General features: G+C 71.8%; 22 protein-coding genes. 3 read left to right on the forward strand and 19 right to left on the reverse strand.

Annotated elements, in window-relative coordinates:
• Positions 1-156: 156 nt before the first annotated feature.
• The 14 genes from nusB to ACLQ2N_RS31250 form a co-directional block, all read right to left on the reverse strand.
• Positions 157-588, reverse strand: a complete 432-nt coding sequence (gene nusB / locus ACLQ2N_RS31185; protein WP_425818303.1) for a transcription antitermination factor NusB — start codon at positions 586-588, stop codon at positions 157-159.
• A gap of 2 nt (positions 589-590) precedes the next feature.
• Positions 591-1157, reverse strand: coding sequence for an elongation factor P (gene efp, locus ACLQ2N_RS31190; RefSeq protein ID WP_365684109.1), 567 nt, complete (start codon positions 1155-1157; stop codon positions 591-593).
• Between the two features lie 51 nt (positions 1158-1208).
• Positions 1209-2315 carry an aminopeptidase P family protein gene (locus ACLQ2N_RS31195; protein WP_425818305.1) on the reverse strand — a complete coding sequence of 369 codons (1107 nt, stop codon included), beginning with the start codon at positions 2313-2315 and terminating at the stop codon, positions 1209-1211.
• 92 nt (positions 2316-2407) lie between these two features.
• Positions 2408-3256, reverse strand: coding sequence for a Pro-rich N-terminal domain-containing protein (locus ACLQ2N_RS31200; protein WP_425818307.1), 849 nt, complete (start codon positions 3254-3256; stop codon positions 2408-2410).
• Between the two features lie 280 nt (positions 3257-3536).
• A complete protein-coding gene (gene aroQ, locus ACLQ2N_RS31205) occupies positions 3537-3977 on the reverse strand; it encodes a type II 3-dehydroquinate dehydratase (protein ID WP_425818309.1) in 441 nt (146 codons plus the stop codon).
• Positions 3974-5068, reverse strand: a complete 1095-nt coding sequence (aroB, locus tag ACLQ2N_RS31210; RefSeq protein ID WP_425818311.1) for a 3-dehydroquinate synthase — start codon at positions 5066-5068, stop codon at positions 3974-3976. The genes aroQ and aroB overlap by 4 nt, the downstream gene beginning before the upstream one ends.
• Positions 5065-5607 carry a shikimate kinase gene (locus ACLQ2N_RS31215; protein ID WP_425818313.1) on the reverse strand — a complete coding sequence of 181 codons (543 nt, stop codon included), beginning with the start codon at positions 5605-5607 and terminating at the stop codon, positions 5065-5067. The genes aroB and ACLQ2N_RS31215 overlap by 4 nt, the downstream gene beginning before the upstream one ends.
• Complete coding sequence (gene aroC / locus ACLQ2N_RS31220; protein ID WP_425818315.1) at positions 5604-6788, reverse strand: chorismate synthase; 1185 nt, start codon at positions 6786-6788, stop codon at positions 5604-5606. The genes ACLQ2N_RS31215 and aroC overlap by 4 nt, the downstream gene beginning before the upstream one ends.
• A 145-nt stretch (positions 6789-6933) precedes the next feature.
• On the reverse strand, positions 6934-7761 hold the full coding sequence (locus tag ACLQ2N_RS31225; RefSeq protein WP_425818317.1) for a shikimate dehydrogenase: 828 nt from the start codon (positions 7759-7761) through the stop codon (positions 6934-6936).
• Positions 7758-9551, reverse strand: coding sequence for an endolytic transglycosylase MltG (gene mltG, locus ACLQ2N_RS31230; protein ID WP_425818319.1), 1794 nt, complete (start codon positions 9549-9551; stop codon positions 7758-7760). The genes ACLQ2N_RS31225 and mltG overlap by 4 nt, the downstream gene beginning before the upstream one ends.
• A 95-nt stretch (positions 9552-9646) precedes the next feature.
• Positions 9647-10120: a Holliday junction resolvase RuvX gene (gene ruvX, locus ACLQ2N_RS31235; RefSeq protein ID WP_425818321.1), complete on the reverse strand. Its 474-nt coding sequence runs from the start codon at positions 10118-10120 to the stop codon at positions 9647-9649.
• Between the two features lie 8 nt (positions 10121-10128).
• The gene (gene alaS, locus ACLQ2N_RS31240) at positions 10129-12798 is read right to left on the reverse strand and encodes an alanine--tRNA ligase (protein ID WP_425818323.1); all 2670 of its coding nucleotides are present in this window, start codon (positions 12796-12798) and stop codon (positions 10129-10131) included.
• Positions 12798-13151: a DUF6167 family protein gene (locus ACLQ2N_RS31245; protein ID WP_425818325.1), complete on the reverse strand. Its 354-nt coding sequence runs from the start codon at positions 13149-13151 to the stop codon at positions 12798-12800. The genes alaS and ACLQ2N_RS31245 overlap by 1 nt, the downstream gene beginning before the upstream one ends.
• A 7-nt stretch (positions 13152-13158) precedes the next feature.
• Complete coding sequence (locus ACLQ2N_RS31250; protein WP_425818327.1) at positions 13159-13599, reverse strand: DUF948 domain-containing protein; 441 nt, start codon at positions 13597-13599, stop codon at positions 13159-13161.
• 216 nt (positions 13600-13815) lie between these two features.
• Between ACLQ2N_RS31250 and ACLQ2N_RS31255 the strand changes: the two genes are divergently transcribed.
• On the forward strand, positions 13816-16017 hold the full coding sequence (locus tag ACLQ2N_RS31255; protein ID WP_425818329.1) for an ATP-binding protein: 2202 nt from the start codon (positions 13816-13818) through the stop codon (positions 16015-16017).
• Here the strand turns inward: ACLQ2N_RS31255 and rpsD are convergent.
• Entirely contained in the window at positions 16005-16619 is a 615-nt protein-coding gene (gene rpsD / locus ACLQ2N_RS31260; protein ID WP_018524225.1) for a 30S ribosomal protein S4, read from the reverse strand. The two genes, ACLQ2N_RS31255 and rpsD, sit on opposite strands and share 13 nt — an antisense overlap.
• A gap of 188 nt (positions 16620-16807) precedes the next feature.
• Between rpsD and ACLQ2N_RS31265 the strand changes: the two genes are divergently transcribed.
• On the forward strand, positions 16808-17509 hold the full coding sequence (locus ACLQ2N_RS31265) for a DUF2470 domain-containing protein (RefSeq protein ID WP_425818331.1): 702 nt from the start codon (positions 16808-16810) through the stop codon (positions 17507-17509).
• Positions 17510-17527: 18 nt separating this feature from the next.
• Here the strand turns inward: ACLQ2N_RS31265 and ACLQ2N_RS31270 are convergent, their stop codons facing one another.
• The 4 genes from ACLQ2N_RS31270 to ACLQ2N_RS31285 form a co-directional block, all read right to left on the reverse strand.
• Positions 17528-18907 carry a replication-associated recombination protein A gene (locus tag ACLQ2N_RS31270; RefSeq protein WP_425818333.1) on the reverse strand — a complete coding sequence of 460 codons (1380 nt, stop codon included), beginning with the start codon at positions 18905-18907 and terminating at the stop codon, positions 17528-17530.
• Positions 18908-18977: 70 nt separating this feature from the next.
• Entirely contained in the window at positions 18978-19613 is a 636-nt protein-coding gene (locus ACLQ2N_RS31275; protein ID WP_425818335.1) for a vitamin K epoxide reductase family protein, read from the reverse strand.
• A gap of 274 nt (positions 19614-19887) precedes the next feature.
• The gene (gene hisS, locus ACLQ2N_RS31280; protein WP_425818337.1) at positions 19888-21150 is read right to left on the reverse strand and encodes a histidine--tRNA ligase; all 1263 of its coding nucleotides are present in this window, start codon (positions 21148-21150) and stop codon (positions 19888-19890) included.
• A 13-nt stretch (positions 21151-21163) separates the two neighbouring features.
• Positions 21164-21859 (reverse strand): MBL fold metallo-hydrolase, encoded by a 696-nt coding sequence (locus tag ACLQ2N_RS31285; RefSeq protein WP_425818339.1) that lies wholly within the window; start codon positions 21857-21859, stop codon positions 21164-21166.
• 149 nt (positions 21860-22008) lie between these two features.
• On the opposite strand from ACLQ2N_RS31285, the gene ACLQ2N_RS31290 reads away from it, so the two are divergent.
• Entirely contained in the window at positions 22009-22803 is a 795-nt protein-coding gene (locus ACLQ2N_RS31290; protein ID WP_425818341.1) for a peptidylprolyl isomerase, read from the forward strand.
• The last annotated feature ends 3 nt before the right edge of the window (positions 22804-22806 follow it).

Consider the following 22806-nt stretch of genomic DNA (forward strand, 5'->3'; position numbering starts at 1 on the left):
GCACCTCGGAGAAACGTGCCGCCGGGTTCGGCGGGGCTCCTCACGGACGCCCCGCCGAACCCGGCTTTTTCCGTACGCCCGAGAGGCACGCGCGGACATGCCGAAGGGCCCACGGCATCAGCCGTGGGCCCTTCGTCGGCGGAAAACGCCGCCGGGTCACTGCTCCCGGCGGAGATTCGGCTTGAGGTCCTTGAAACGGGCCAGCAGGCCGTTCACGAAGGACGGGGAGTCGTCGGTGGAGAACTCCTTGGCGATCTGCACCGCCTCGTCGATGACCACCGCGTCCGGGGTCCCGTCCACCCAGATCAGCTCGTACGCGCCGAGCCGCAGGATGTTCCGGTCGGCGACCGGCATGCGGTCGAGGTCCCAGCCCTCGGAGTAGGTGACGATGAGGTCGTCGATGCGCTCCGCGTACGGCGCGTACCCCTCCACGAGCTCCATCGTGTACTCGGTGACCGGCGGCTGGCGGGTGTCGGACCGCGAGTGCCGTACCCAGTCCGCGAGGACCGTCAGCACGGACTCGCCGCGCTGGTCGGCCTCGAAGAGGATCTGGAAGGCACGCTTGCGTGCCGTGTTACGAGCAGCCACGACTACTTGTTCACCCGGCTGAGGTACTCGCCGGAGCGGGTGTCGACCTTGATCTTCTCACCGGTGGTGATGAAGAGCGGGACACCGATCTCGTAGCCGGTCTCCAGCGTGGCCGGCTTGGTGCCGCCGGTGGAGCGGTCGCCCTGGACGCCCGGGTCGGTGTGCTGGATGGTCAGCTCGACGGCGGCCGGCAGCTCGACGTAGAGCACCTCGCCGTCGTGCTGGGCGACGGAGGCGGTGAAGCCCTCGATCAGGAAGTTGGCGGCGTCGCCGACGGCCTTGCGGTCGACCATCAGCTGGTCGTAGGTGTCCATGTCCATGAAGACGAAGTACTCGCCGTCCATGTACGAGAACTGCATGTCGCGCTTGTCGACCGTGGCCGTCTCGACCTTGATGCCGGCGTTGAAGGTCTTGTCGACGACCTTGCCGGAGAGCACGTTCTTGAGCTTGGTGCGCACGAAGGCCGGGCCCTTGCCGGGCTTGACGTGCTGGAACTCGACTACGGACCAGAGCTGGCCCCCGTCGAGCTTGAGCACCATGCCGTTCTTGAGGTCGTTCGTGGAAGCCACGGTTGCGGAATCTCCTGGGCTGAAGCTGGTGGAACGACCGAGAAACGCGCGCTAGAGCGCGAGCAGCTCCTTGGTCGTAATGGTGAGTAGCTCGGGTCCGCCGTCCGCCTCGGGGCGCACGACGAGCGTGTCATCGATCCGGACCCCGCCCCGGCCCGGGAGGTGGACCCCCGGTTCGACGGTGACCGGCACACAAGCGTCCAGTTTACCCATGGCCGCGGGTGCCAGCTGCGGGTCCTCGTCGATTTCGAGCCCCACCCCGTGGCCCGTGAAGGGCGCCAGGCCCTCGCCGTGGCCCGCGGAGTCCAGGAGATGGCGGGCGGCCCGGTCCACGTCGCGGTACTCGGCGCCGGGCAGCAGGGCCTCGCGGCCGGCCCGCTGAGCGGCGAAAACCAGCTCGTACAGCTCGATCTGCCAGTCGGCGGGCGCCGTTCCGATGACGAAGGTCCGGCCGATCTCGCAGCGGTAGCCCCGGTAGTTGGCGCCCAGGCAGACCGAGAGGAAATCTCCCTCCTCCACCCGCCGGTCCGAGGGCCGGTGGCGGCCCCGGCCGGAGTGGGGACCGGTGGCGACGGAGGTCGCGAAGGCGGGACCGTCGGCACCGTGGTCCACCAGCCGGCGCTCCAGCTCCAGCGCCAGGTGACGTTCGGTGCGGCCGACGAGGATCGATTCGAGGAGTTCGCCCAGCGCCTGGTCGGTGATCTCGGCCGCGATCCGCAGGCAGCCGATCTCCTCCTCGTCCTTGACGATGCGCAACTGCTCGACCGTCGCGCCCAGGTCGGCCAGCCGCAGCTTGGGGGCGACCGAGGCCATGGCCCGGTGCCGGGCGACCGTCAGGTCGTGCTCCTCGACGGCCAGCGACTCCGCGCCGGCCCCGGCGGCCACGTCTGCGGCGGCGACCACGGGGTCCCCGCCGGCCACCGGCAGCAGGTCGACCCGCAGGTGCTCGTCGGTGCGTCCGTCGGCCGGATCACCGGTCGGCGGGCGGGGGCAGAGCAGGACGTCCTCGCCGGGGCCCAGCAGCAGCACGGCACCCGGGGGCGCGCCCCCGGCCAGGTAGCGGACGTTGGCGGGGCGGGAGACCAGGGCGGCCGCGGATCCGACTGCGGCGCACCGGTCGCGGAGCAGCCCGCGTCGGACGGCGTACACCTCTGACATGCGTCGAGCGTACGAGCGCGGCGCCGAGCCCGCGCGGCGGGCGCATCCGACCGGGGGGACGGGCGCCCGTGGGCAGGGCGGGCGCCGCCGCCTCACCAGGAAGGAGGGCTGGCCAGGGAGCGGGCGAGTATGTCGTCCAGGACCCGGGCGGTGGTCTCCACGTCGTAGGTCGAGTTGTCGATGATCGGGAGCCCGGAACCGTACCAGCCGGCCATCCGGCCGTGGATACGGGCGACCTCCTCGTCGGAGAGGCGGCGGTTGCCGCTGCGCTCGGCGTTGCGCTCCAGGACGATCTCCAGGCCGGGCAGCAGCACGACGGGCAGGAGCCCGGGGCCGACGTGCCGCTTCCAGCCGCCGAGGCCGACGACCGGCCGGTCGGGGAAGACCGCGTCGTCCAGGATGCAGGAGATCCCGTTGGCCAGGAAGTTGCGGGCGGCGAAGCCGCAGGTGCGGCGGGCCAGCCGGTACTGGGCCTCCGACTGGTCGTTCCACCCGGCCTGCGGGTCGGCGAAGCCGGAGCAGACCCACTCCCGGACGTCGTCCAGGCTGACGTGAGCGGTGGGCACCCGGCGCCGGGCCGCCCAGAGCCGGGCCACGGTGGTCTTCCCGGCGCCCGCCGGGCCGATGAGGAGCACCGCGAGCGTCGCGTTGCCCGTGCCGGGCTCTGCGGGCGGCGCGGGCAGCGGTACGGGTCTGCCGGGCGGCAGCTGGATGTGCCCGGTGGTCTCGCGGGTGGCCGGGGCCTGCTGCGGTGCCGGTCCGCTCCAGCCGTGGCTCTGCGGCACGGGCGGGCCCGCGGGCGGCGGGCCGGGGTGCCCGGCGGGCGGGCCGGCCGGGGGCTGGTGCGGCGGGCCGGGGTGCTGGGCCTGGTGCGGCCAGCCGGCGGGACCGTTTCCGGGACCCCGGGGCGGAGGCAGCGGGGCCCCCACTGCGTGCTGCATCCGGTGCAACTCCGTCTCGTACAGGCAACTGGCGCTGGTGCAACGGCAACCGTACCTTCCCCGGCCGCCGGACGGACAACGGCCGGGGAGGGTCTGAAGTGCCCTGCCGGTCGGGGCCGGACCGGGCCGCGGCGTCCGGTGCGCTGCGAGCGAGGTCGCCGGAGCGTCCTCGGTGCGGTCTCCCCCGCTCGAACGGAGTGGAGAGCGGGGGAGGTACCGGGCGTCGCGGCCCCGGCCGGGCGGGACACCCCGGGTGCCCGCGAGCCCGCACGCGCCCGGCTCAGTCCGCGAGTTCGTCCGCCAGGGCGCGCAGCGCGAGCCGGTAGGAGCCGATGCCGAATCCGGCCACGGTCCCGGTCGCGACCGGGGCGATCACCGAGGTGTGGCGGAATTCCTCCCGTGCGTACGGGTTCGAGATGTGGACCTCGATCAGCGGGGCGGTGCGCTGGGCGGCCGCGTCCCGCATCCCGTACGAGTAGTGCGTGAACGCACCCGGGTTGATGACGACCGGAATCGATCCGTCGGCGGCCTCGTGGAGCCAGCGGATCAGCTCGCCCTCGTCGTTGGTCTCGCGCACGTCGGGGTCGAGACCGAGCTCCTTGCCGAGGGTGCGGCACGCCTCCACGAGCCCGGCGTACGACGTGGCGCCGTAGACGTCGGGCTCGCGGGAGCCGAGCCGGCCGAGGTTGGGGCCGTTGAGCACGAGGACCCGGCGGGTCATGCCGAGACCTCCCCGTAGGCGGCGAGCAGGACTGCCGGGTCGGGACCCTCCAGGACGGCGGGCTTGCCGAGGCCGTCCAGGACGATGAAGCGCAGCAGGTCGCCGCGCGACTTCTTGTCGACCTTCATGTTCTCCAGCAGCTTCGGCCACTGGTCGCCCCGGTAGGTGAGCGGCAGCCCGACGGACTCCAGGATCGCGCGGTGCCGGTCGGCGGTGGCGTCGTCCAGGCGGCCGGCCAGCCGGCCCAGTTCGGCGGCGAAGACCATGCCGACGGAGACGGCGGCACCGTGGCGCCACTTGTAGCGCTCGTTCTTCTCGATCGCGTGGCCCAGGGTGTGGCCGTAGTTCAGGATCTCGCGGAGTCCGGACTCCTTGAGGTCGCTGGAGACGACGTCGGCCTTGACCCGGATGGAGCGCTCGATGAGCTCCGCGGTGTGCGGTCCGGTGGGCGTACGGGCGGCCTGCGGGTCCTGTTCGATCAGGTCGAGGATCACCGGGTCGGCGATGAAGCCCGCCTTGATGATCTCGGCCATGCCGGAGACGTAGTCGTGGACGGGCAGCGAGTCCAGGGCGGCCAGGTCGCAGAGGACCCCGGCCGGCGGGTGGAAGGCGCCGACGAGGTTCTTGCCCTCGGCGGTGTTGATGCCCGTCTTGCCGCCGACGGCCGCGTCGACCATGCCGAGCACGGTCGTCGGCACGGCGATCCAGCGCACTCCGCGCAGCCAGGACGCCGCGACGAAGCCCGCCACGTCGGTGGTGGCGCCGCCGCCGACGCCGACGATGACGTCGGTGCGGGTGAAGCCGGTCTGGCCGAGCGCCTTCCAGCAGTAGGCGGCGACCTCGACGGTCTTGGCCTCCTCGGCGTTGGGCAGCTGGATCGCGATCGCCTCGTAGCCCTGGCCGGCGAGGTCCTGGCGGACCGCCTCGCCGGTCTCGGCGAGCGCCTCGGGGTGGAGGACCGCGACGCGCTTGGCCCGCTCACCGATGAGCCCGGGCAGCTCACCGAGGAGCTGCCGGCCGATCAGTACCTCGTAGGGGTCGGTGCCCGCGCTGCCGGCGATGCGGACGCGGGTGGGTGCCTGCTGGGTCATGGTGTGTTCTCCCGGCCGGACGGGGCCCCGTCCGGCAGCTCCAGTGCGTCGAGGACCGCCTGGGCGACCTCTTCGGGTGTGCGCTCGTCGGTGGCGACGACCGTGCGGGCGACCTCGGTGTAGAGGTGCCTGCGGGCCTCCATCAGCTCGCGCCACTGCCGGCGCGGGTTGACCGCGAGCAGCGGGCGGGCGGTGTTGAGCCCGACCCGCTTGACCGCCTCGTCCACGTCCATCGAGAGGTAGACGACCGGGCGGCCGGCGAGCAGCGCGCGGGTCGACTCGTCCAGGACGGCCCCGCCGCCGAGCGACAGGACGCCGGTGTGCTCGGCGACGGCGGCGCGGACGGCGTCCCGCTCCAGCGCGCGGAAGTGGTCCTCGCCCTCGTCGAAGAAGATCTCCGCGATGGGCTTCCCGGCCGTGGCGACGACGTCCGCGTCGGTGTCCCGGTAGCCGGTGCCCAGCCGGCCGGCGAGCAGTTCGCCGACCGTGGACTTGCCGACGCCCATGGGGCCGACCAGGACGACCAGGGGTCCGGTCATCGGATCTGGAGGTGGTCGAGGTACGACCGCACATTGCGGCTGGTCTCGGTGACGCTGTCGCCGCCGAACTTCTCCGCCACGGCGTCGGCCAGGACCAGGGCGACCATCGCCTCGGCGACGATGCCGGCGGCCGGGACGGCGCAGACGTCGGAGCGCTGGTGGTGGGCCTTGGCGGGCTCGCCGGTCACCACGTCGACGGTGGCCAGCGCGCGCGGCACGGTGGCGATCGGCTTCATCGCGGCGCGGACGCGCAGCAGCTCACCGGTGGTGAGTCCGCCCTCGGTGCCGCCGGCCCGGCCGGAGGCGCGCTTGATGCCGTCCTCGGTCACCAGGATCTCGTCGTGCGCCTTGGACCCGGGCACCCGGGCGAGGTCGAAGCCGTCGCCGACCTCGACGCCCTTGATGGCCTGGATGCCCATGAGCGCGCCGGCGAGGCGGGCGTCGAGCCGGCGGTCCCAGTGCACGTGCGAGCCGAGGCCGACGGGCACGCCGTACGCCAGCACCTCGACGACGCCGCCGAGGGTGTCGCCGTCCTTGTGGGCCTGGTCGATCTCGGCGACCATCGCCTTGCTCGCGTCGGCGTCGAGGCAGCGCACCGGGTCGGCGTCGAGCCGCTCCACGTCGGAGGGGACCGGGTAGACCCCGTACGGCGCCTTGGCGGCGGCCAGCTCCACGACATGGCTGACGATCTCGATGCCCGCGGTCTCCTTGAGGTAGGACCGGGCAACGGCACCGAGGGCGACGCGGGCGGCGGTCTCCCGGGCGCTCGCGCGCTCCAGGACCGGCCGGGCCTCGTCGAAGCCGTACTTCTGCATGCCGGCCAGGTCGGCGTGGCCGGGGCGGGGCCGGGTCAGCGGGGCGTTACGGGCCTGCTCGGCCAGCACCTGGGGGTCGACCGGGTCGGCCGACATGACCTGCTCCCACTTGGGCCACTCGGTGTTGCCCACCATCACGGCGACCGGGGAGCCCATGGTGAGGCCGTGCCGGACACCGCCGAGGAAAGTGACCTCGTCCCGCTCGAACTTCATCCGCGCACCGCGGCCGTAACCGAGCCGCCGCCGGGCGAGCGCGTCCGCCACCATCTCCGTGGTGACCGGGACGCCGGCGGGAAGGCCCTCCAGCGTCGCCACCAGTGCGGGGCCGTGCGACTCCCCCGCGGTCAGCCAGCGCAACCTGCTCAACGGTGCTCCTCATGCTCGCGCCTGAAATCCAGCGGCGCGACCGGGTGCGCGGCCCTGGCCCGCCGCCTCCGATCCTCCCACGACCGGGGCCCCCGCCCCGCCGTCGGTCCAGCAGACGGACGGCTCGGGCGGGGCCGGGCGGGCGTCAGCGGGCGGCCAGCGCCTCTTCGCCCGCCTTGCGCATGGCGGCGAGCGGGGCGGGCGAGCGGCCCGTCATCTGCTCGACCTGGAGGACCGCCTGGTGCACGAGGAGGTCGAGACCTCCGACGACTGCGCCGCCGCGGCCCGCCCAGGCGGAGGCGAGCCGGGTCGGCCACGGCTCGTACAGCACGTCGAACAGTGTGCCGGGCCGCTCCGGCACGGACCCGGCCAGCGCGTCGGCCGCGCCGGCGGGGGTGGTGGCGATGACGAGGGGCGCGGTCAGCGCCCGGTCGGCCTCCGCCCAGTCGGCGACGCGGATGTCGACGCCGAGCCGTTCGCCCCAGCCGCGCATCTCGTCGGCGCGGGCCGCGCTGCGGACGTACGCGGTGACGGGCCCGGCGCAGATGCCGGACAGCGCCGCCAGGGCGGAGGACGCGGTGGCGCCGGCGCCGAGGATCGCGGCGGACTCCACCTTCTCGACGCCGCGTTCGCGCAGGGCCGCGACCATGCCGGGGATGTCGGTGTTGTCACCGGTGCGGCGGCCGTCCTCACCGAAGACCACGGTGTTCACGGCCTCGACGGAGGCGGCGGTGCCGGTGATCCCGTCGAGCAGCGGGATGACCGCCCGCTTCAGCGGCATGGTGAGCGAGAGTCCGGCCCAGCTCCCGTCCAGCCCCTCGATGAATCCCGGCAGCGCCTGCTCGTCGACCTCGAACCGGCCGTACGACCAGTCGTCGAGGCCGAGTTCGGCGTACGCGGCCCGGTGCAGCACCGGGGAGAGCGAGTGGGCGATGGGCGAGCCGAGGACGGCTGCCCGGTGGTGGGTGCTCACTGGCCCGACTGCTCCTTCTTGTACTTCTCGCGGTTCCGCTCGTGCTCCTCGTTGGTCACGGCGAAGACCGTCTTGTCCTCCGTCACCGAAACGAAGTAGTACCAGGGGCCGGGGGTGGGCTTTATGGCGGACTGCAGGGCCGCGTCGCCGGGGTTGTTGATGGGGCCCGGCGGCAGACCGTGGATGTAGTACGTGTTATACGGGTGCTTGAATTCCCGGAGATCCGAGACGGCCCCGATGTCGAGCGTGCTCGACTTCTTCGCGTAGTTCACGGTGGAGTCGAAGTCGAGCAGCCCGTTGGTCTCGACGTTGTTGGGCTTGAGCCGGTTGTAGACGACCCGCGCGACCTTGTCGAAGTCGTGCTTGTACTTGCCCTCGGCCTGGACGAGGCTGGCGACGGTGATCAGCTGCCAGGGGCTCTCGAGCTTCAGTTTCTTGGCGTTCTCCGCCAGGTCCGCCTTCTCGTACTCCTCGTTGGCGCGGGACACCATCGACTTGAGGACGGTCTCCGGCTTCATGCCCTTGGTGACCGGGTAGGCGGCCGGGTAGAGGAACCCCTCCAGGGGGTCGATGACGTCCTTGTGGTTCTTCGCCCAGTCCGGCAGGCCGAGGCTGCCCGACTCCTTCTTGGCCACCTTGGCGGTCGTTCCCTTGGCGACGCCCAGCTTCGTGTCGATCGAGGCGTACACCAGCCGGTTCGGCGTGCCCTCCGGGATGATCAGAAGATTCTGGCTCTTCGGGTCCACCATCATCTTCACGGCCTCGGCCGCCGACATCTGCGAATGGAGGAGGTAGACCCCCGCCTGGATCCCCTTCCCCTTCGGGTTCTCGTTCTGCGCCGAGACGAAGGCGTCGACGCTCTTCACGACGCCGGCCTTCTTCAGGATGTTGCCGATGTCGTACCCGTACGCGCCCTTCGGGATCTCCACCTCGACCGAGCCGGAGCCGCTGCCCGAGTAGTCCGGGGCGGGGCCGAAGCGGTCCTGGTAGAAGGAGTAGCCGAAGTAGCCCGCGCCGCCGACGCCGGCGACCAGGACGAGGGAGACGACCAGGCACGCGCAGCCGCTGCGGCCCTTCTTCTTCTTGCCCTTGCCCCGACGCTCGCCGCCCCCGTCGCGGGTGTCGCGGTCGTCGTCATCGTCGTCGTAGTCGTCGTCCCGGGGGGCCTTGCGGCCGTCCTTCTTCTCGTCCACGCCCGTGAAGAAGGGGTGGGTCTCCTCCGGCGGCTCCGCCGGGTCCCAGTCCGGGGTCTGCTCCGGGGCCGGGGCCGGTGCGGCCTCGCGGCGGCCCGGGGGCTGCGGGGGCGGGTACGCCTCAGGGGTGCCGTAGTAGTCGTTCGTCTCGCCGTAGCCGTACGTGGCGGCGGGCTGGCCGTCGTACGGCGGCACCGCCTGCTGGCCCGTGTCCCAGCCGGTGTCGTAGCCGGGCTGCGGCTGCTGGGGCTGCTGACCGTACGGGTCCTGCGGGTGCTGGTTCCCGTACGCCTGCTGCTGGTACTGCTGCTGGTACTGCTGCTGGGCGTACGGGTCCTGCTGCTGCGCGGCGTAGGGGCCCGGCTGCTGGTGCTGCTGCGTGGCGTACGGGTCCTGCGGCTGCTGCTGGTACGGGTCGTGCTGGCCCTGCGGGTACTGCTGCTGGGCGCCGTACTGGTGGGTGCCGTCGTACTGGTTCTGGCCGTCGTACTGGGCCTGGCCGTGGGCAGGCTGCTGGCCGCCCCACCCCTGGTCCCCGTACAAGGGGTCCTCGGGATGCCACGGTTCGGAGCCGGGGCCCCGGCCATACTCAGTCATCGATCCCCTTGAGCCGCGAGACGATGTTCCGTCTCTTTGCTGTGCGGTGCTTGTTCGAACACCGCCGCATCGCGCGGAACGTTACCGTATTGCGATCAGACCACTACTTCGACGGCCTCGCCCGGCGGATTGCCCGAAGCGCGCTCCGACTCCAGAGCGTTCTGCAGGATCACCACAGCGGCAGCCTGGTCGATGACGGAACGGCCCTTTTTGGACTTCACGCCCGAGGCACGGAGCCCCTGACTCGCCGTTACTGTGGTCATCCTCTCGTCGATCAACCGCACCGGAATGGGTGCGACCGCTCGGGCGAGCACGTCGGCGAAGGCGCGGACCTTGGCGGCGGCCGGGCCCTCGCCGCCGCCCAGGGAGCGCGGCAGCCCGACGACGACCTCGATCGGCTCGTACTCCGCGACGAGCTGTCCCAGCCGCCGGTGGGCGGCCGGGACATCGCGTCCCGGCACGGTCTCCACCGGCGTCGCGAGGATCCCGTCGGGGTCGCACGAGGCGACCCCGATCCGGGCGTCCCCGACGTCGATCGCCAGCCGGCGACCGCGGCGCATCTGCGTCATGTGCGGCGTCACGCCGTCTCGGTGACGAGGCGTTCGACGGCGGCGACGGCGGCGCCGATCGCCTCCGGGTTCTGGCCGCCGCCCTGGGCGACGTCCGGCTTGCCGCCGCCCCCGCCGCCGAGGGTCTTGGCGGCGGCGCGGACGAGGGCGCCGGCCTTGAGTCCGCGCTCGCGGGCCGCCTCATTGGTCGCGATGACGGTCAGCGGGCGCCCGTTGGCCGTCGTGAACAGCGCGACGACGGCCGGGCGGCCGCCCTGGATACGGCCGCGCACGTCGAGGACGAGCTTGCGCAGGTCGTCGGCGGAGGTGCCGTCCGGGACCTGGCCGGTGACCAGGGCGACGCCCCGGACGTCGATCGCGGAGTCCACGAGACCGGCGGCGGCCGCGAGGACCTTCTCCGCACGGAACTTCTCGATCTCCTTCTCGGCGTCCTTCAGCTTGCCGAGCATGCCCGCGATCTTCTCCGGCAGCTCCTCGGAGCGGCCCTTGACCAGCTCCTGGAGCTGGGCCACGACCGTGTGCTCCCTGGCCAGGAAGTTGTACGCGTCGACGCCGACCAGGGCCTCGATGCGGCGCACGCCGGACCCGATGGACGACTCACCGAGCAGCTTGACCAGACCGAGCTGCGCGGTGTTGTGGACGTGCGTACCGCCGCAGAGCTCCTTGGAGAAGTCCCCGATGGTGACGACCCGGACCCGCTCGCCGTACTTCTCGCCGAACTCGGCGATGGCGCCCTGCTTCTTCGCCTCGTCGATCGACATGACCTCGGCCTGCACGTCGAGCTCGCGGGCCAGGACCTCGTTGATCTTCTGCTCGACGTCGGTGAGGACCGTGCCGGGCACGGCGGCGGGCGAACCGAAGTCGAAGCGGAAGCGGCCCGGGGAGTTCTCCGAACCGGCCTGGGCGGCCGTCGGGCCGAGCGCGTCGCGCAGCGCCTGGTGCGTGAGGTGCGTGGCGCTGTGGGCGCGGGCGATGGCGCGGCGGCGGGTGGAGTCGATGGCCGCGTACGCGGACGCGCCGACCGTGACCTCGCCGACCTGGACGGAGCCCTTGTGCACGGAGACGCCCGGGACCGGCTGCTGGACGTCGCGGACCACGATGACGGCGCCGCTGTCGAGCCGGATGCGGCCCTGGTCGGCGAGCTGACCGCCGCCCTCGGCGTAGAACGGGGTGCGGTCGAGGACGACCTCGACCTCGTCGCCCTCGGTGGCGGCGGGCGAGGGGACACCGTCCACGAGGAGGCCGACGATCGTCGACTCGCCCTCGGTCATGGTGTAGCCGGTGAACTCGGTGACGCCGGAGTTGTCGGCGACCTCGCGGTAGGCGGACAGGTCGGCGTGGCCGGTCTTCTTGGCCTTGGCGTCCGCCTTGGCCTTGGCCCGCTGCTCCTGCATGAGGCGGCGGAAGCCGTCCTCGTCCACGGAGAGCCCCTGCTCGGCGGCCATCTCCAGGGTCAGGTCGATCGGGAAGCCCCAGGTGTCGTGGAGCAGGAACGCCTTGTCGCCGGCGAGGACCGTGCCGCCCGCGGCCTTGGTCTCGGTGACGGCGGTCTCCAGGATGTTGGTGCCGCCCTTCAGGGCCTTGAGGAAGGCGGCCTCCTCCGCGAGCGCGACGGTCTCGATGCGCTTGCGGTCGGTGATCAGCTCCGGGTACTGCTGCCCCATCGTGTTGACCACGACGTCGACCAGCTCGCGGACGACGGAGCCGGTGGCGCCCATCAGGCGCATGTTGCGGATCGCCCGGCGCATGATGCGGCGCAGGACGTAGCCGCGGCCCTCGTTGCCGGGGGTCACGCCGTCGCCGATGAGCATGACGGAGGTGCGGATGTGGTCGGCGACCACGCGCAGCGAGACGTCGGTGGCGTCGGCCGCGCCGTAACGCACACCGGTCAGCTCGGTGGCGCGGTCCATGACGACGCGCAGCGTGTCGGTCTCGTACATGTTCTGCACGCCCTGCAGGATCATCGCGAGGCGTTCGAGGCCGAGACCGGTGTCGATGTTCTTGGAGGGCAGGTCACCGAGGATCGGGAAGTCGTCCTTGCCCTCGCCGGCGCCGCGCTCGTACTGCATGAAGACCAGGTTCCAGATCTCCACGTACCGCTCGTCGTTGACGGCCGGGCCGCCCTCGACGCCGAACTCGGGGCCGCGGTCGTAGTTGATCTCGGAGCACGGGCCGCACGGGCCGGGGACGCCCATGGACCAGAAGTTGTCCTTCTTGCCCAGGCGCTGGATGCGCTCGGCCGGGACGCCGATCTTGTCGCGCCAGATGGCCTCGGCCTCGTCGTCGTCCAGGTAGACCGTGATCCACAGGCGCTCGGGGTCGAGCCCGAAGCCGCCGTCCGCCACGGAGCTTGTCAGCAGCTCCCAGGCGTACGCGATGGCGCCTTCCTTGAAGTAGTCGCCGAACGAGAAGTTGCCGCACATCTGGAAGAAGGTGCCGTGCCGGGTGGTCTTGCCGACCTCCTCGATGTCCGGCGTACGCACGCACTTCTGCACGCTGGTGACGCGCGGCGCGGGCGGCTTGACCTCACCGAGGAAGTAGGGCTTGAACGGCACCATGCCGGCGGGGACCAGCAGCAGAGTCGGGTCGTCCGCGATGAGCGACGCCGAAGGGACAACGGTGTGACCGCGCTCCTCGTAGAAGCTCAGCCAGCGGCGACGAATTTCTGCCGACTCCATCAGTGGTCCTCATTCCGGTTGTACGAGTGGTAGGGGAGCTTGCGGTACGTGGCGGGGGCCGGGCGGGGGTCCGCGTCGGCCGCCTCGACGGCCGGGCGGCGGGCCGGCGGCAGCTCGCGCGGGTCCGCCGCTTCGAGACCCAGCGCCTCGCCGAGTTCGGCCTCGCGCCTGACCATGCCCTCGCGGACGTCCAGCGCGAAGTCCTTGAGCTTGTGACCGGCCACGATCGCCTTGTCGGCGGCCTGCGCCGCGAGGCTTTCCGGGGTCAGCTGCTTGATCTTCCGATTGACCTTGGTGGTGGCCCACACCCCGGCGGCTGCGCCGGCGGTGAACCAGAACGTACGGCGGAACATCGCTGCGTCAGTCCTTAGATCCGCGGGAATTTCGGCCGCCGCGCTTCCTGCCGCGCGCGGAGGGGACGGTCCGGCCGACGATCACCGAGCGCCGGGTCCGTGCCTCCGGTTCGGGGGCGGACCGGCGGCCGATGGCCTGCCGGACCCCGTAGCCGAACGCGGCGACCTTGACCAGCGGCCCGCCGAAGGCGGAGGCGACCGTGGTGGAGAGCGCGGAGGCGTTGGAGGTGACTTCCTGCACGTCCGTCGCGATGGCGTCGACCTTGTCGAGCTGGGTCTGCGCGGCGCGCACGGTCGCGGAGGCGTCCGCGAGCAGGGGGACGGCCTGTTCGGTCACGTCCGCCACGAGTCTGGTGGTCGCCCTGAGCGTCTGGGCGAGCCTCACCAGCACGACGGCGAGGAACGAAACCAGGATCGCCCAGAAGACGGCCACCAGGATCCCGGCCACCTCACCACCGGACACAGTGCACCGCGCTCTCTGGCTTGTCGTCAGTCTCTGTCTTGTTCTCCTGCTCTGCGGCGAGGGCCGTCATGGCGGCCGGTCACCTTCCCCCGAGCCTATCGCGCCGGGGCTCGCGCCCCGTACCGCATGACCGGGCGGGCGGCGGGGATCCTCACGGCGAGATTGTACGGAGCGCTTTCAAGCCAGTACTCTGCGTGTCTCATGCGACGCCCTCAGCGCCCTTCTCCGCCCGCCGGCGACTCCGGTACCCCGGCCGCCGACGACACCGCCGCACATCCGCATCCGGGCAATCTGCCCGCCGAGCTGAGCGACTTCGTGGGCCGGGAGAGCGAGCTGGCCGCTCTCGCCCGCTCCCTCGAGGAGTCCCGGCTCGTCACCGTGACCGGGGTGGGCGGCGTCGGCAAGACCCGCCTGGTCACCAGAGCGGCGACGCTGCTGGAGAAACGGTACTGCGACGGGGTGTGGCTGGTGGAGCTGTCCGCCGTCCACGACTCCGGGCTGCTGGAACACGCCGTGGCCGAGGCCCTGGGGCTCACCGACCACACCACCCGGCCGCCCCTGGCCGCCATCGTCGAGCACTGCGCCGACCGCAGCCTCCTCCTGGTGGTCGACGGCTTCGAACACCTGGTGGACGACTGCGCCGCGCTGGTACGGGAGCTGCTGCGCCGCGCCCCGCGGCTGCGGGTCCTCGCGGCGGGGCGGCTGCCGCTGGAGCTGGCGGGCGAGGCCGTCCACCCGCTCGCGACCATGACCGACGAGGACGCGCTCCGGCTGTTCGCCGAGCGCGCCGCCCGGGTCCGGCCCGACTTCCGGCTGACCGAGCACGACCGCGGCCACGCCCGGGAACTGTGCCGCCGGCTCGACGGCATCCCGCTGGCCCTCGAACTGGCGGCGGGACGGCTGCGGGCCCTGTCGACCGAGCAGGTCCTGCAACGGCTGGACGACCGCTTCCGGCTGCTGACCGGGGGCAGCCGGGGCGCGCTGGAGCGGCACCAGACGCTGCGCACGGCCATCGGCTGGAGCCATGAGCTGTGCGCCCCTCCGCAGCGGCTGCTGTGGGCCCGGCTCTCGGTCTTCGCCGGGCAGTTCGACCTGGAGGCCGTCGAGTACATCTGCAGCGGGCCCGACCTGCCCGCCGACTCGGTGCTCGACGTGCTGTCCGGGCTGCTGGCCCAGTCCGTGGTGCTGCGCGAGGACTCCCCCGCCGGCACCCGCTACCGGATGCTGGACACCGTGCGCGAGTACGGCGCCGAGTGGCTGGCCGCCACCGGGGACACCGACCGGCTGCGCCGGCGGCACCGCGACTGGTTCCTGGGGCTGGCGACCTGGTGCGAGCTGGACTGGTTCAGCCCGCGGCAGGCCGAGGTGGCGGCCCGGGCCGAGAGCGAGCTGCCGAATCTGCGCCGGGCCATGGAGTGCTCGCTGGAGACCCCGCAGGAGGCGCATCTGGCGCAGTATCTGGCGGGCACGCTGTGGTTCCTGTGGGTCGGCTGCGGGCGCCTTTCGGAGGGCCGGCACTGGCTGGAGCACGTACTGGAGGAGGAGACCCCGTACGACTCCTCGCGGCTGAAGGCCCTGTGGGTGCTGGGGTACGTCGCGGTCCTCCAGGGGGACCCGGTCGGGGCGATCTCCGCGCTCACCGAGTGCCGGGAGGAGGCCGAGGCCGCGGACGACGCCACCGCCGCCGCGTACGCCGTCCACCGCACCGGCTGCCTGGCCCTGGTCACCGACGACATGGAGCGGGCCCGGGGTCTCCTGGACGACGCGCTCCGCCGCTACCGGGAGTTGGGCGAGCTGAACAGCAACGTCCTGATGGCCCAGGTCGAACTGGCCATGGCCACCGGCTTCCTGGGGGACGCGGATCAGGCCGTCGCGATCTGCGAGGAGGTCCGGGACATCTGCGAGGACCACGGCGAGCGGTGGGCCCTGAGCTACGCGCTGTACGTCCTGGCCTACGCCGCCCTGGAACGGGGCGACCCGGGAGGGGCCCGGCGGCTGCTCCTGGAATCACTGGCGATCAGCCACGGGTTCCACGACCTGCTCGGCACGGTCCTCGTCCTCGAACTGCTGGCCCTGGTCACGGTCACCGAGGGGGACGCGGCCGAGGCGGCGCTGCTCCAGGGGGCCGCCGACCGGATCTGGCCCTCGGTCGGCCTGCCGCTGTTCGGCTCGGCGTACTACGGGGCGCCGAGGGCCCGCTGCGAGGAGCTGGCGCTGCGGGAACTGGGCGGGACGCGCTACGCAAAGGCGCTCGGGGCGGGCGGGGAGCTGACACCGGACGCGGCGGTGGCCCGGGCGCTCCTGGCGCGGGAGAACGCGAAAGCCCGCCGCCTCCCCGGGGAACGGGAAGGGGCGGGCCTGAGCGCCGGTGACGAGCGGCTACGCCTGGATCAGCGGGCGTAGTACTCGACGACGAGCTGCTCGTCGCAGATCACGGGGATTTCCTTGCGGTTCGGGTCCCGGTCAAGGCGGAAGGCCAGGGCCTTCAGGTTCACCTGGAGGTAGCGCGGGGTCTCACCGTCGGTGTCGTAACCACCCTCGCGGGCCACCTGGAAGGGGACCTTGGAGCGGCTGCGCTCGCGGACCTGGACGACGTCGTCCGGGCGGACGCGGAACGACGGCTTGTCGACCTTGCCACCGTTGACCTCGATGTGGCCGTGGACGACCATCTGGCGGGCCTGGTAGATGGTCCGGGCGATGCCCGAACGCAGGACCAGCGCGTCGAGACGGCGCTCGAGCTCGACGACCAGCGCCTCACCCGTCTTGCCCTCGGCCTTCTTGGCGCGGTCGTAGGCACGCGCCATCTGGCGCTCGCTGATGTCGTACTGCGCGCGCAGACGCTGCTTCTCGAGCAGACGGACCTTGTAGTCCGAGTTCTGCTTGCGGCCGCGGCCGTGCTCGCCCGGCGGGTAGGGGCGGGCCTCGAAGTACTTGACCGCCTTCGGCGTCAGCGCGATGCCGAGCGCGCGGCTCTTCTTGACCTTGGGACGCGACTGATTAGGCACGTTCTCCAGACCTCCGTTGTAGGTTAGGTTAGGCTCACCTTACTCAAGGAGATCGCATGTCTCGCCCTGGGAACACCACACACGTCACGGACAGCACAGACAGCATCGACGCGCCTGAGGGCGTCGAGATGACGGAGGACCGATCAGATCGTGGTCAGCCGCGTCCCAGCGGGCTTGAAATCACACGGATGCCGTCAGCAGCCGAGCGCACACGAACTCTCGTACAGAGTACCTGCTCCGCGGTACTGCTCGTTCCCGGGCTCGAAGCGGCGGGCTCGGACCAGCTCATGCCGCTGTCCCGGGGCGTGGGCCCGGACGGCGACCTGTTCCTGGAATTCCCCGCGGACTCCCCGGCCGTACGGGCCGCGGCGCACGCCCGGGACGACGGGCTGCCGGCCGTGCTGGAGATCACGGACGTCGCTCCGGTCTCGGTACCCCACCGCATCCGGGGCCGGGCCCGCGTCAGCGGCCGGCTGACCGCCGTTCCCGGGATGGCGGGCCCCGGGCGGACGATGCTGTGCCTGGAGACGGACGAGGCGCACATCGACGACCTGTGGGGCGTGGAGGGCGTGGACGCCGACAGCTTCCGCGACGCCGCCCCCGACCCGCTCGCCGCGCACGAGGCGGACCTGCTCCAGCATCTGTACGCGGCACACGGCGAGGAACTGGCGTCGCTGTGCGAACTGCTCGGCGAGCGGGCCGGGCGCACCTGCGCCGAGCACCGGCCGGACGTGGTGCCGCTGGCCCTGGACCGGCTCGGGCTGCGGGTGCGCTTCCGCGAGCGGGGCGGCAACTGCTTCGACGCGCGCTTCGAGTTCCCCCGGCCGGTGCGGGACGTGGTGGAGCTCAGCCACGCGATGCACACGCTCTTCGCGGCCGCCGCCCGCTGAGGAGCACACGCTCGGGACTCAGGCCGTGGTGCCCGTCCCGCCCTCGCCGTCCGTCCGGCCCAGCCGCTCCCTGACCCGGTCCACCACGTCCGCGTACCGCGCCTCGGCGCCGTAGCGGGTGGGGCGGTAGTACTGCTTGTCGCTCACCGCGTCCGGCGCGTACTGCTGGGCGGCGATGCCGCCGGGCACGTCGTGCGGGTAGACGTAGCCCTGGGCGTGGCCCAGCTTGGCCGCGCCCTTGTAGTGGCCGTCGCGGAGATGGGCCGGGACCGGGCCCGCCAGCCCCTTGCGGATGTCCTCGCGGGCGGCGGAGATCGCCAGCGTCGCCGCGTTGGACTTGGGGGCCAGCGCCAGGGCGATGGTGGCGTGGCTGAGGGTGAGCGCCGCCTCGGGGAAACCGATCAGGGCCACCGCCTGGGCGGCCGCGACCGCGGTGGGCAGCGCCGTCGGGTCGGCGAGGCCGATGTCCTCGCTGGCCGAGATCATCAGCCGCCGGGCGATGAACCTCGGGTCCTCCCCCGCCTCGATCATGCGGGCCAGGTAGTGCAGGGCCGCGTCCACGTCGGAGCCCCGGATGGACTTGATCAGAGCGCTGGCCACGTCGTAGTGCTGGTCGCCGTCCCGGTCGTACTTCACGGCCGCCCGGTCGACCGTCTCCTCCAGGGTGAGGAGCGTGATCTCCTCCTCCTGCTTGGACAGCGCGGCCCCGGCGGCGGCCTCCAGGGCGGTCAGCGCGCGGCGGGCGTCACCCCCGGCGATGCGCAGCAGGTGCTCCTCGGCTTCCTCCGGGAGGGTCACCGCGCCGCCCAGTCCGCGCTCGTCGGTGAGGGCGCGGCGCAGCAGACCGCGCAGGTCGTCGTCGGTCAGGGGCTCCAGCGTGAGGAGCAGCGAACGCGAGAGGAGCGGCGAGATGACGGAGAAGTACGGGTTCTCCGTGGTCGCGGCGATCAGGGTGACCCAGCGGTTCTCGACGGCGGGCAGCAGGGAGTCCTGCTGGGCCTTGGAGAAGCGGTGGATCTCGTCCAGGAAGAGGACGGTCTCCTTGCCGTAGCCCCCGGTGGCGCGGCGGGCGCCTTCGATCACGGCGCGGACTTCCTTGACGCCCGCGGTGATCGCGGAGAGCTCCACGAAGCGCTTGTTCGTCGCCTTGCTGACCACGTACGCGAGGGTGGTCTTGCCGATGCCGGGCGGGCCCCAGAGGATGACCGAGGAGGGGCCGGCCGGCCCGCCGCCGCTCTCGCCGACCAGGCGGCGCAGGGGCGAGCCCGGCTTGAGCAGATGCTGCTGGCCGACGACCTCGTCCAGCGTACGCGGACGCATCCGGACGGCCAGCGGGCTGCTGGACGGATCCTTCTCCTGGCGGTCTTCGGCAGCGGCGGTGAAAAGGTCGGGCTCCACGTCTCGAAGCCTATGTCACCGCACTGACAACGCGGCCGGGCCGGTGGTCCGGCCCGGCGGCGGGGGGGGGTCAGCTGGTCCAGAAGTCCCACCAGCGGGTCAGGATGAGCATGCCGATGATGCCGATCCACAGCACCGGCGGCACCCAGTGGAACTCGGTGAGGCCGTTGCGCAGCCAGGAGGGCGCGGGGATGATCCCGTGCCGGATGTTGTGCGTGGTGACGTAGCAGAACATGAAGATGGTGGCGACCCAGGCCAGGCAGCACCACAGGCACAGCGAGTTGATGTGGTACAGCGACTGGTACTGGAGCCAGGTGCAGAAGCCGACACCGAACAGCGTGCCCGCGTTCATGCCGAGCCAGTACCAGGGCCGGAAGCGGGCTCCGGCGAGCAGGGCCAGGCCGATGCCGATGATCACCGGGTAGGTGACCATGCCGAGCCAGGGGTTGGGGAAGCCGAAGGCGGACGCCTGCTCGCTCTTCATGATGTTGCCGCAGGCGACCACGGGGTTGAGGCTGCAGCCGGGGACGAAGGAGGGGTCCTCCATCATCTTGAGCTTGTCGAGCGTGATGACCCATGCGGCGAGCGTTCCGGCGGCGCCCGTGATGATGAGCAGGATGGCCAGCGCGCGGCTGCCGCCGATCGTCCGCTTCCCGCCCCTCTCGTCCTGGTCGGAGGAGGGATGGTCAACCGCTGCAGTCGTCATATCGCCGTTTCCGTCACTGAGTAGCCTGCTGGGGCAGGGTCATTGTGCCGTACGACTCGGCCGCTCTTCCGTTCGATGCACATAAAGGCGTACGCGACGCAGCGAGCCCGTGCGGGGGCGGATCCCGGGCCCCGCAGCCGCGACGACGGCCCTCGCGTCCCGCCCACCCCTCCCTCGGGCGTCACATCCCGCACGGACGGAATCACCGTGCGGGATGAATCCACGCCCACAGCGTTGACGGCAGAGGGCGGTCGCGCACCGCCCGCCCCCTGTCTCAGGCCAGGCGTGCGCGGACCGTCTCGACCACGTCGGAGACGGGGACCGGCGTCTGCTCGCCGGACTCCATGTCCTTGAGCTGGACGTGGCCCTCGGCCAGGTCGCGCTCGCCGGCCACGATCGTGAACCGGGCGCCCGAGCGGTTGGCGCTCTTCATCGCGCCCTTCAGCCCCCGGCCGCCGAACGCGAAGTCCGCGGCCACGCCTTCGCGGCGCAGCCGGGTGACGACGCCGAACAGGACCCGGCGAGCCTCCTCGCCGAGCGGGACCGCGAAGACGCTGGTGGTGGAGGGCAGGTCGAGCTCGATGCCCTCGGCCTCCAGGGCGAGGACCGTGCGGTCCACGCCGAGCGCCCAGCCGACCGACGGGAGCGCCGGGCCGCCGATCATCTCGGAGAGCCCGTCGTAGCGGCCGCCGCCGCCCACCGCGGACTGCGAGCCGAGCCCGTCGTGGACGAACTCGAAGGTGGTGCGCGTGTAGTAGTCGAGGCCGCGGACCAGCCTCTCGTCGTCCTCGTAGCTCACGCCCGCCTCGTTGAGCAGGTCGCGGACCTGCTCGTGGTACGCCTTGCACGCGTCGCACAGGAAGTCGCGCAGCACCGGGGCGCCGCTCAGCTGCTTCTGCACCTCGGGGCGCTTGTCGTCGAGGACCCGCAGCGGGTTGATCTCGATGCGCCGGCGGGTCTCGTCGTCCAGGTCGAGCTCGCGCAGGAAGCCCTGAAGCGCGTCCCGGTAGACGGGGCGGCACTCCTTGTCGCCCAGCGAGTTCAGCAGGATCCGGAACTCGCGCAGGCCCAGCGCGCGGTACGCCTGGTCGGCGAGGATGATCAGCTCGGCGTCGAGCGCCGGGTCCTCGGCGCCGATGGCCTCGGCCCCGACCTGCGAGAAGTGGCGGTAGCGGCCCTTCTGCGGACGCTCGTAGCGGTAGTACGAGCCGGAGTACCAGAGCTTGACCGGCAGGTTGCCCAGCTTGTGGAGGTTGGCCTCCAGGGCTGCGCGGAGCACCGATGCGGTGCCCTCGGGGCGCAGGGCGAGCTGGGAGCCGCCCTTGGTGGTGAGGGTGTACATCTCCTTGGTGACGATGTCGGTGGACTCACCGACGCCGCGCGAGAAGAGGGCCACGTCCTCGAAGCCGGGGGTCTCGATGTAGCCGTAGCCGGAGTTCTTCAGCGGGGCGGCGATCGCCTCGCGCACCGCCAGGTACTTCGCGGAGTCCGGCGGGGTCAGGTCGTACGTGCCCTTGGGGGCCTTGAAGGTGCTCACGATGTCGCTCTCGTCACATTCCTCGTCGGGGCGCGTCCGCACCGGTCATCCCGGTCAGAAACGGGTTGGTGGCGCGCTCGCGGCCGATGGTCGTCTGGGGGCCGTGGCCGGACAGCACCACGGTCGAGTCGTCGAGCGGCAGGCACACACGGGCCAGCGACTCGAGGAGCTCGGCGTGGTCGCCGCCGGGCAGGTCGGTGCGTCCGACGGAGCCGGCGAAGAGCAGGTCGCCCGAGAAGAGGACCGGCGGGACCTCCGGCGTCTCGGGCATCCTGAACGTCACCGACCCCTTGGTATGGCCGGGCGCGTGCGAGACGCCGAACTCCATGCCCGCGAGGCTGAGCCGGGCGCCGTCGGTCAGCTCCTGGACGTCGTCCGGCTCGCCCACCGTCAGCTCGCCCATGAGCGGCATCTCGATGGAGCGGCCGAGGGCCTTCTCCGGGTCGCTCATCATGTAGCGGTCCTCGGGGTGGATCCAGGCGGGGACGTCGTGCGCGCCGCACACCGGGACGACCGAGGCGACATGGTCGATGTGGCCGTGCGTCAGGACGACGGCGACGGGCTTGAGCCGATGCTTCTTCAGCGTTTCCCCGACTCCGGCGGCGGCCTGGTGGCCCGGGTCGATGATCACGCACTCCTCACCCGCGGCGGGGGCGACCAGGTAACAGTTGGTCCCCCAGGCCCCGGCGGGGAACCCGGCAATCAGCACGATCGTCCTCAATCGGTAGTCCTGCACGGAAGAGCGACCGCGAGGTCACAGCAGTTCAGAGCCTACCGGCGCTCCTCATTCCACAGCTAACCCATATACGGTACGGGGCGACCCAGGCCCGAACACACGACGTACAAGGAGAACACCCGGTGGTCACCAGCGATCAGCGGCGGCGGCAGCTCGCCCGGGAGAAGTACGAGCGGCAGCAGCGGCGCCGGGAGGAGGCCCGCCGGCGCACCAGGCGGCTGACGCTCGCCATCACCTCGGCCGTCGCCGTGGTGGCGGTCATCGTGGGCGCGACGTACCTCGCCACCAGCGGGGACGACGACAAGGACAAGACGGACGCGGCGGCGAGCCAGAGCCCGTCGGCCGAGGCGTCGCCCTCGCCCACGGAGGAGGCGAAGCCGGAGCCGGCGATGAAGATCGACAAGAAGGCCAAGTACACGATGTCGCTCAAGACGAGCCAGGGCGACATCGCGTTCACCATGGACGCGTCGAAGACTCCCCACACGACGAACTCCTTCAAGTCGCTGGCCGACAAGAAGTTCTTCGACGGCACCAAGTGCCACCGGCTGACCACGGAGAACATCTTCGTGCTGCAGTGCGGCGACCCCAAGGGGGACAGCAGCGGCGGCCCGGGTTACACGATCCCTGACGAGAACCTGACCGCGCTGGGCAAGGCCGACTCGAAGGGCGATGTGGTCTACCGGGCGGGCACGGTGGCGATGGCCAACACGGGCCAGCCGCACACGGGCGGCAGCCAGTTCTTCCTCGTCTACAAGGACAGCAAGCTGCCGCCCACGTACACGCCGTTCGGCACGATGGACGAGAAGTCGCTGAAGATCGTCGAGACCGTCGGCAAGGCCGGCGTCGAGGGCGGCGGCCCCGACGGTGCGCCGAAGAAGGCCGTGAACATCTCGAAGCTGACCGTCGACAAGGTGTGATTC

Origin of the sequence: Streptomyces sp. DT224 (assembly GCF_049844595.1) — a bacterium.
Taxonomy (GTDB): domain Bacteria; phylum Actinomycetota; class Actinomycetes; order Streptomycetales; family Streptomycetaceae; genus Streptomyces.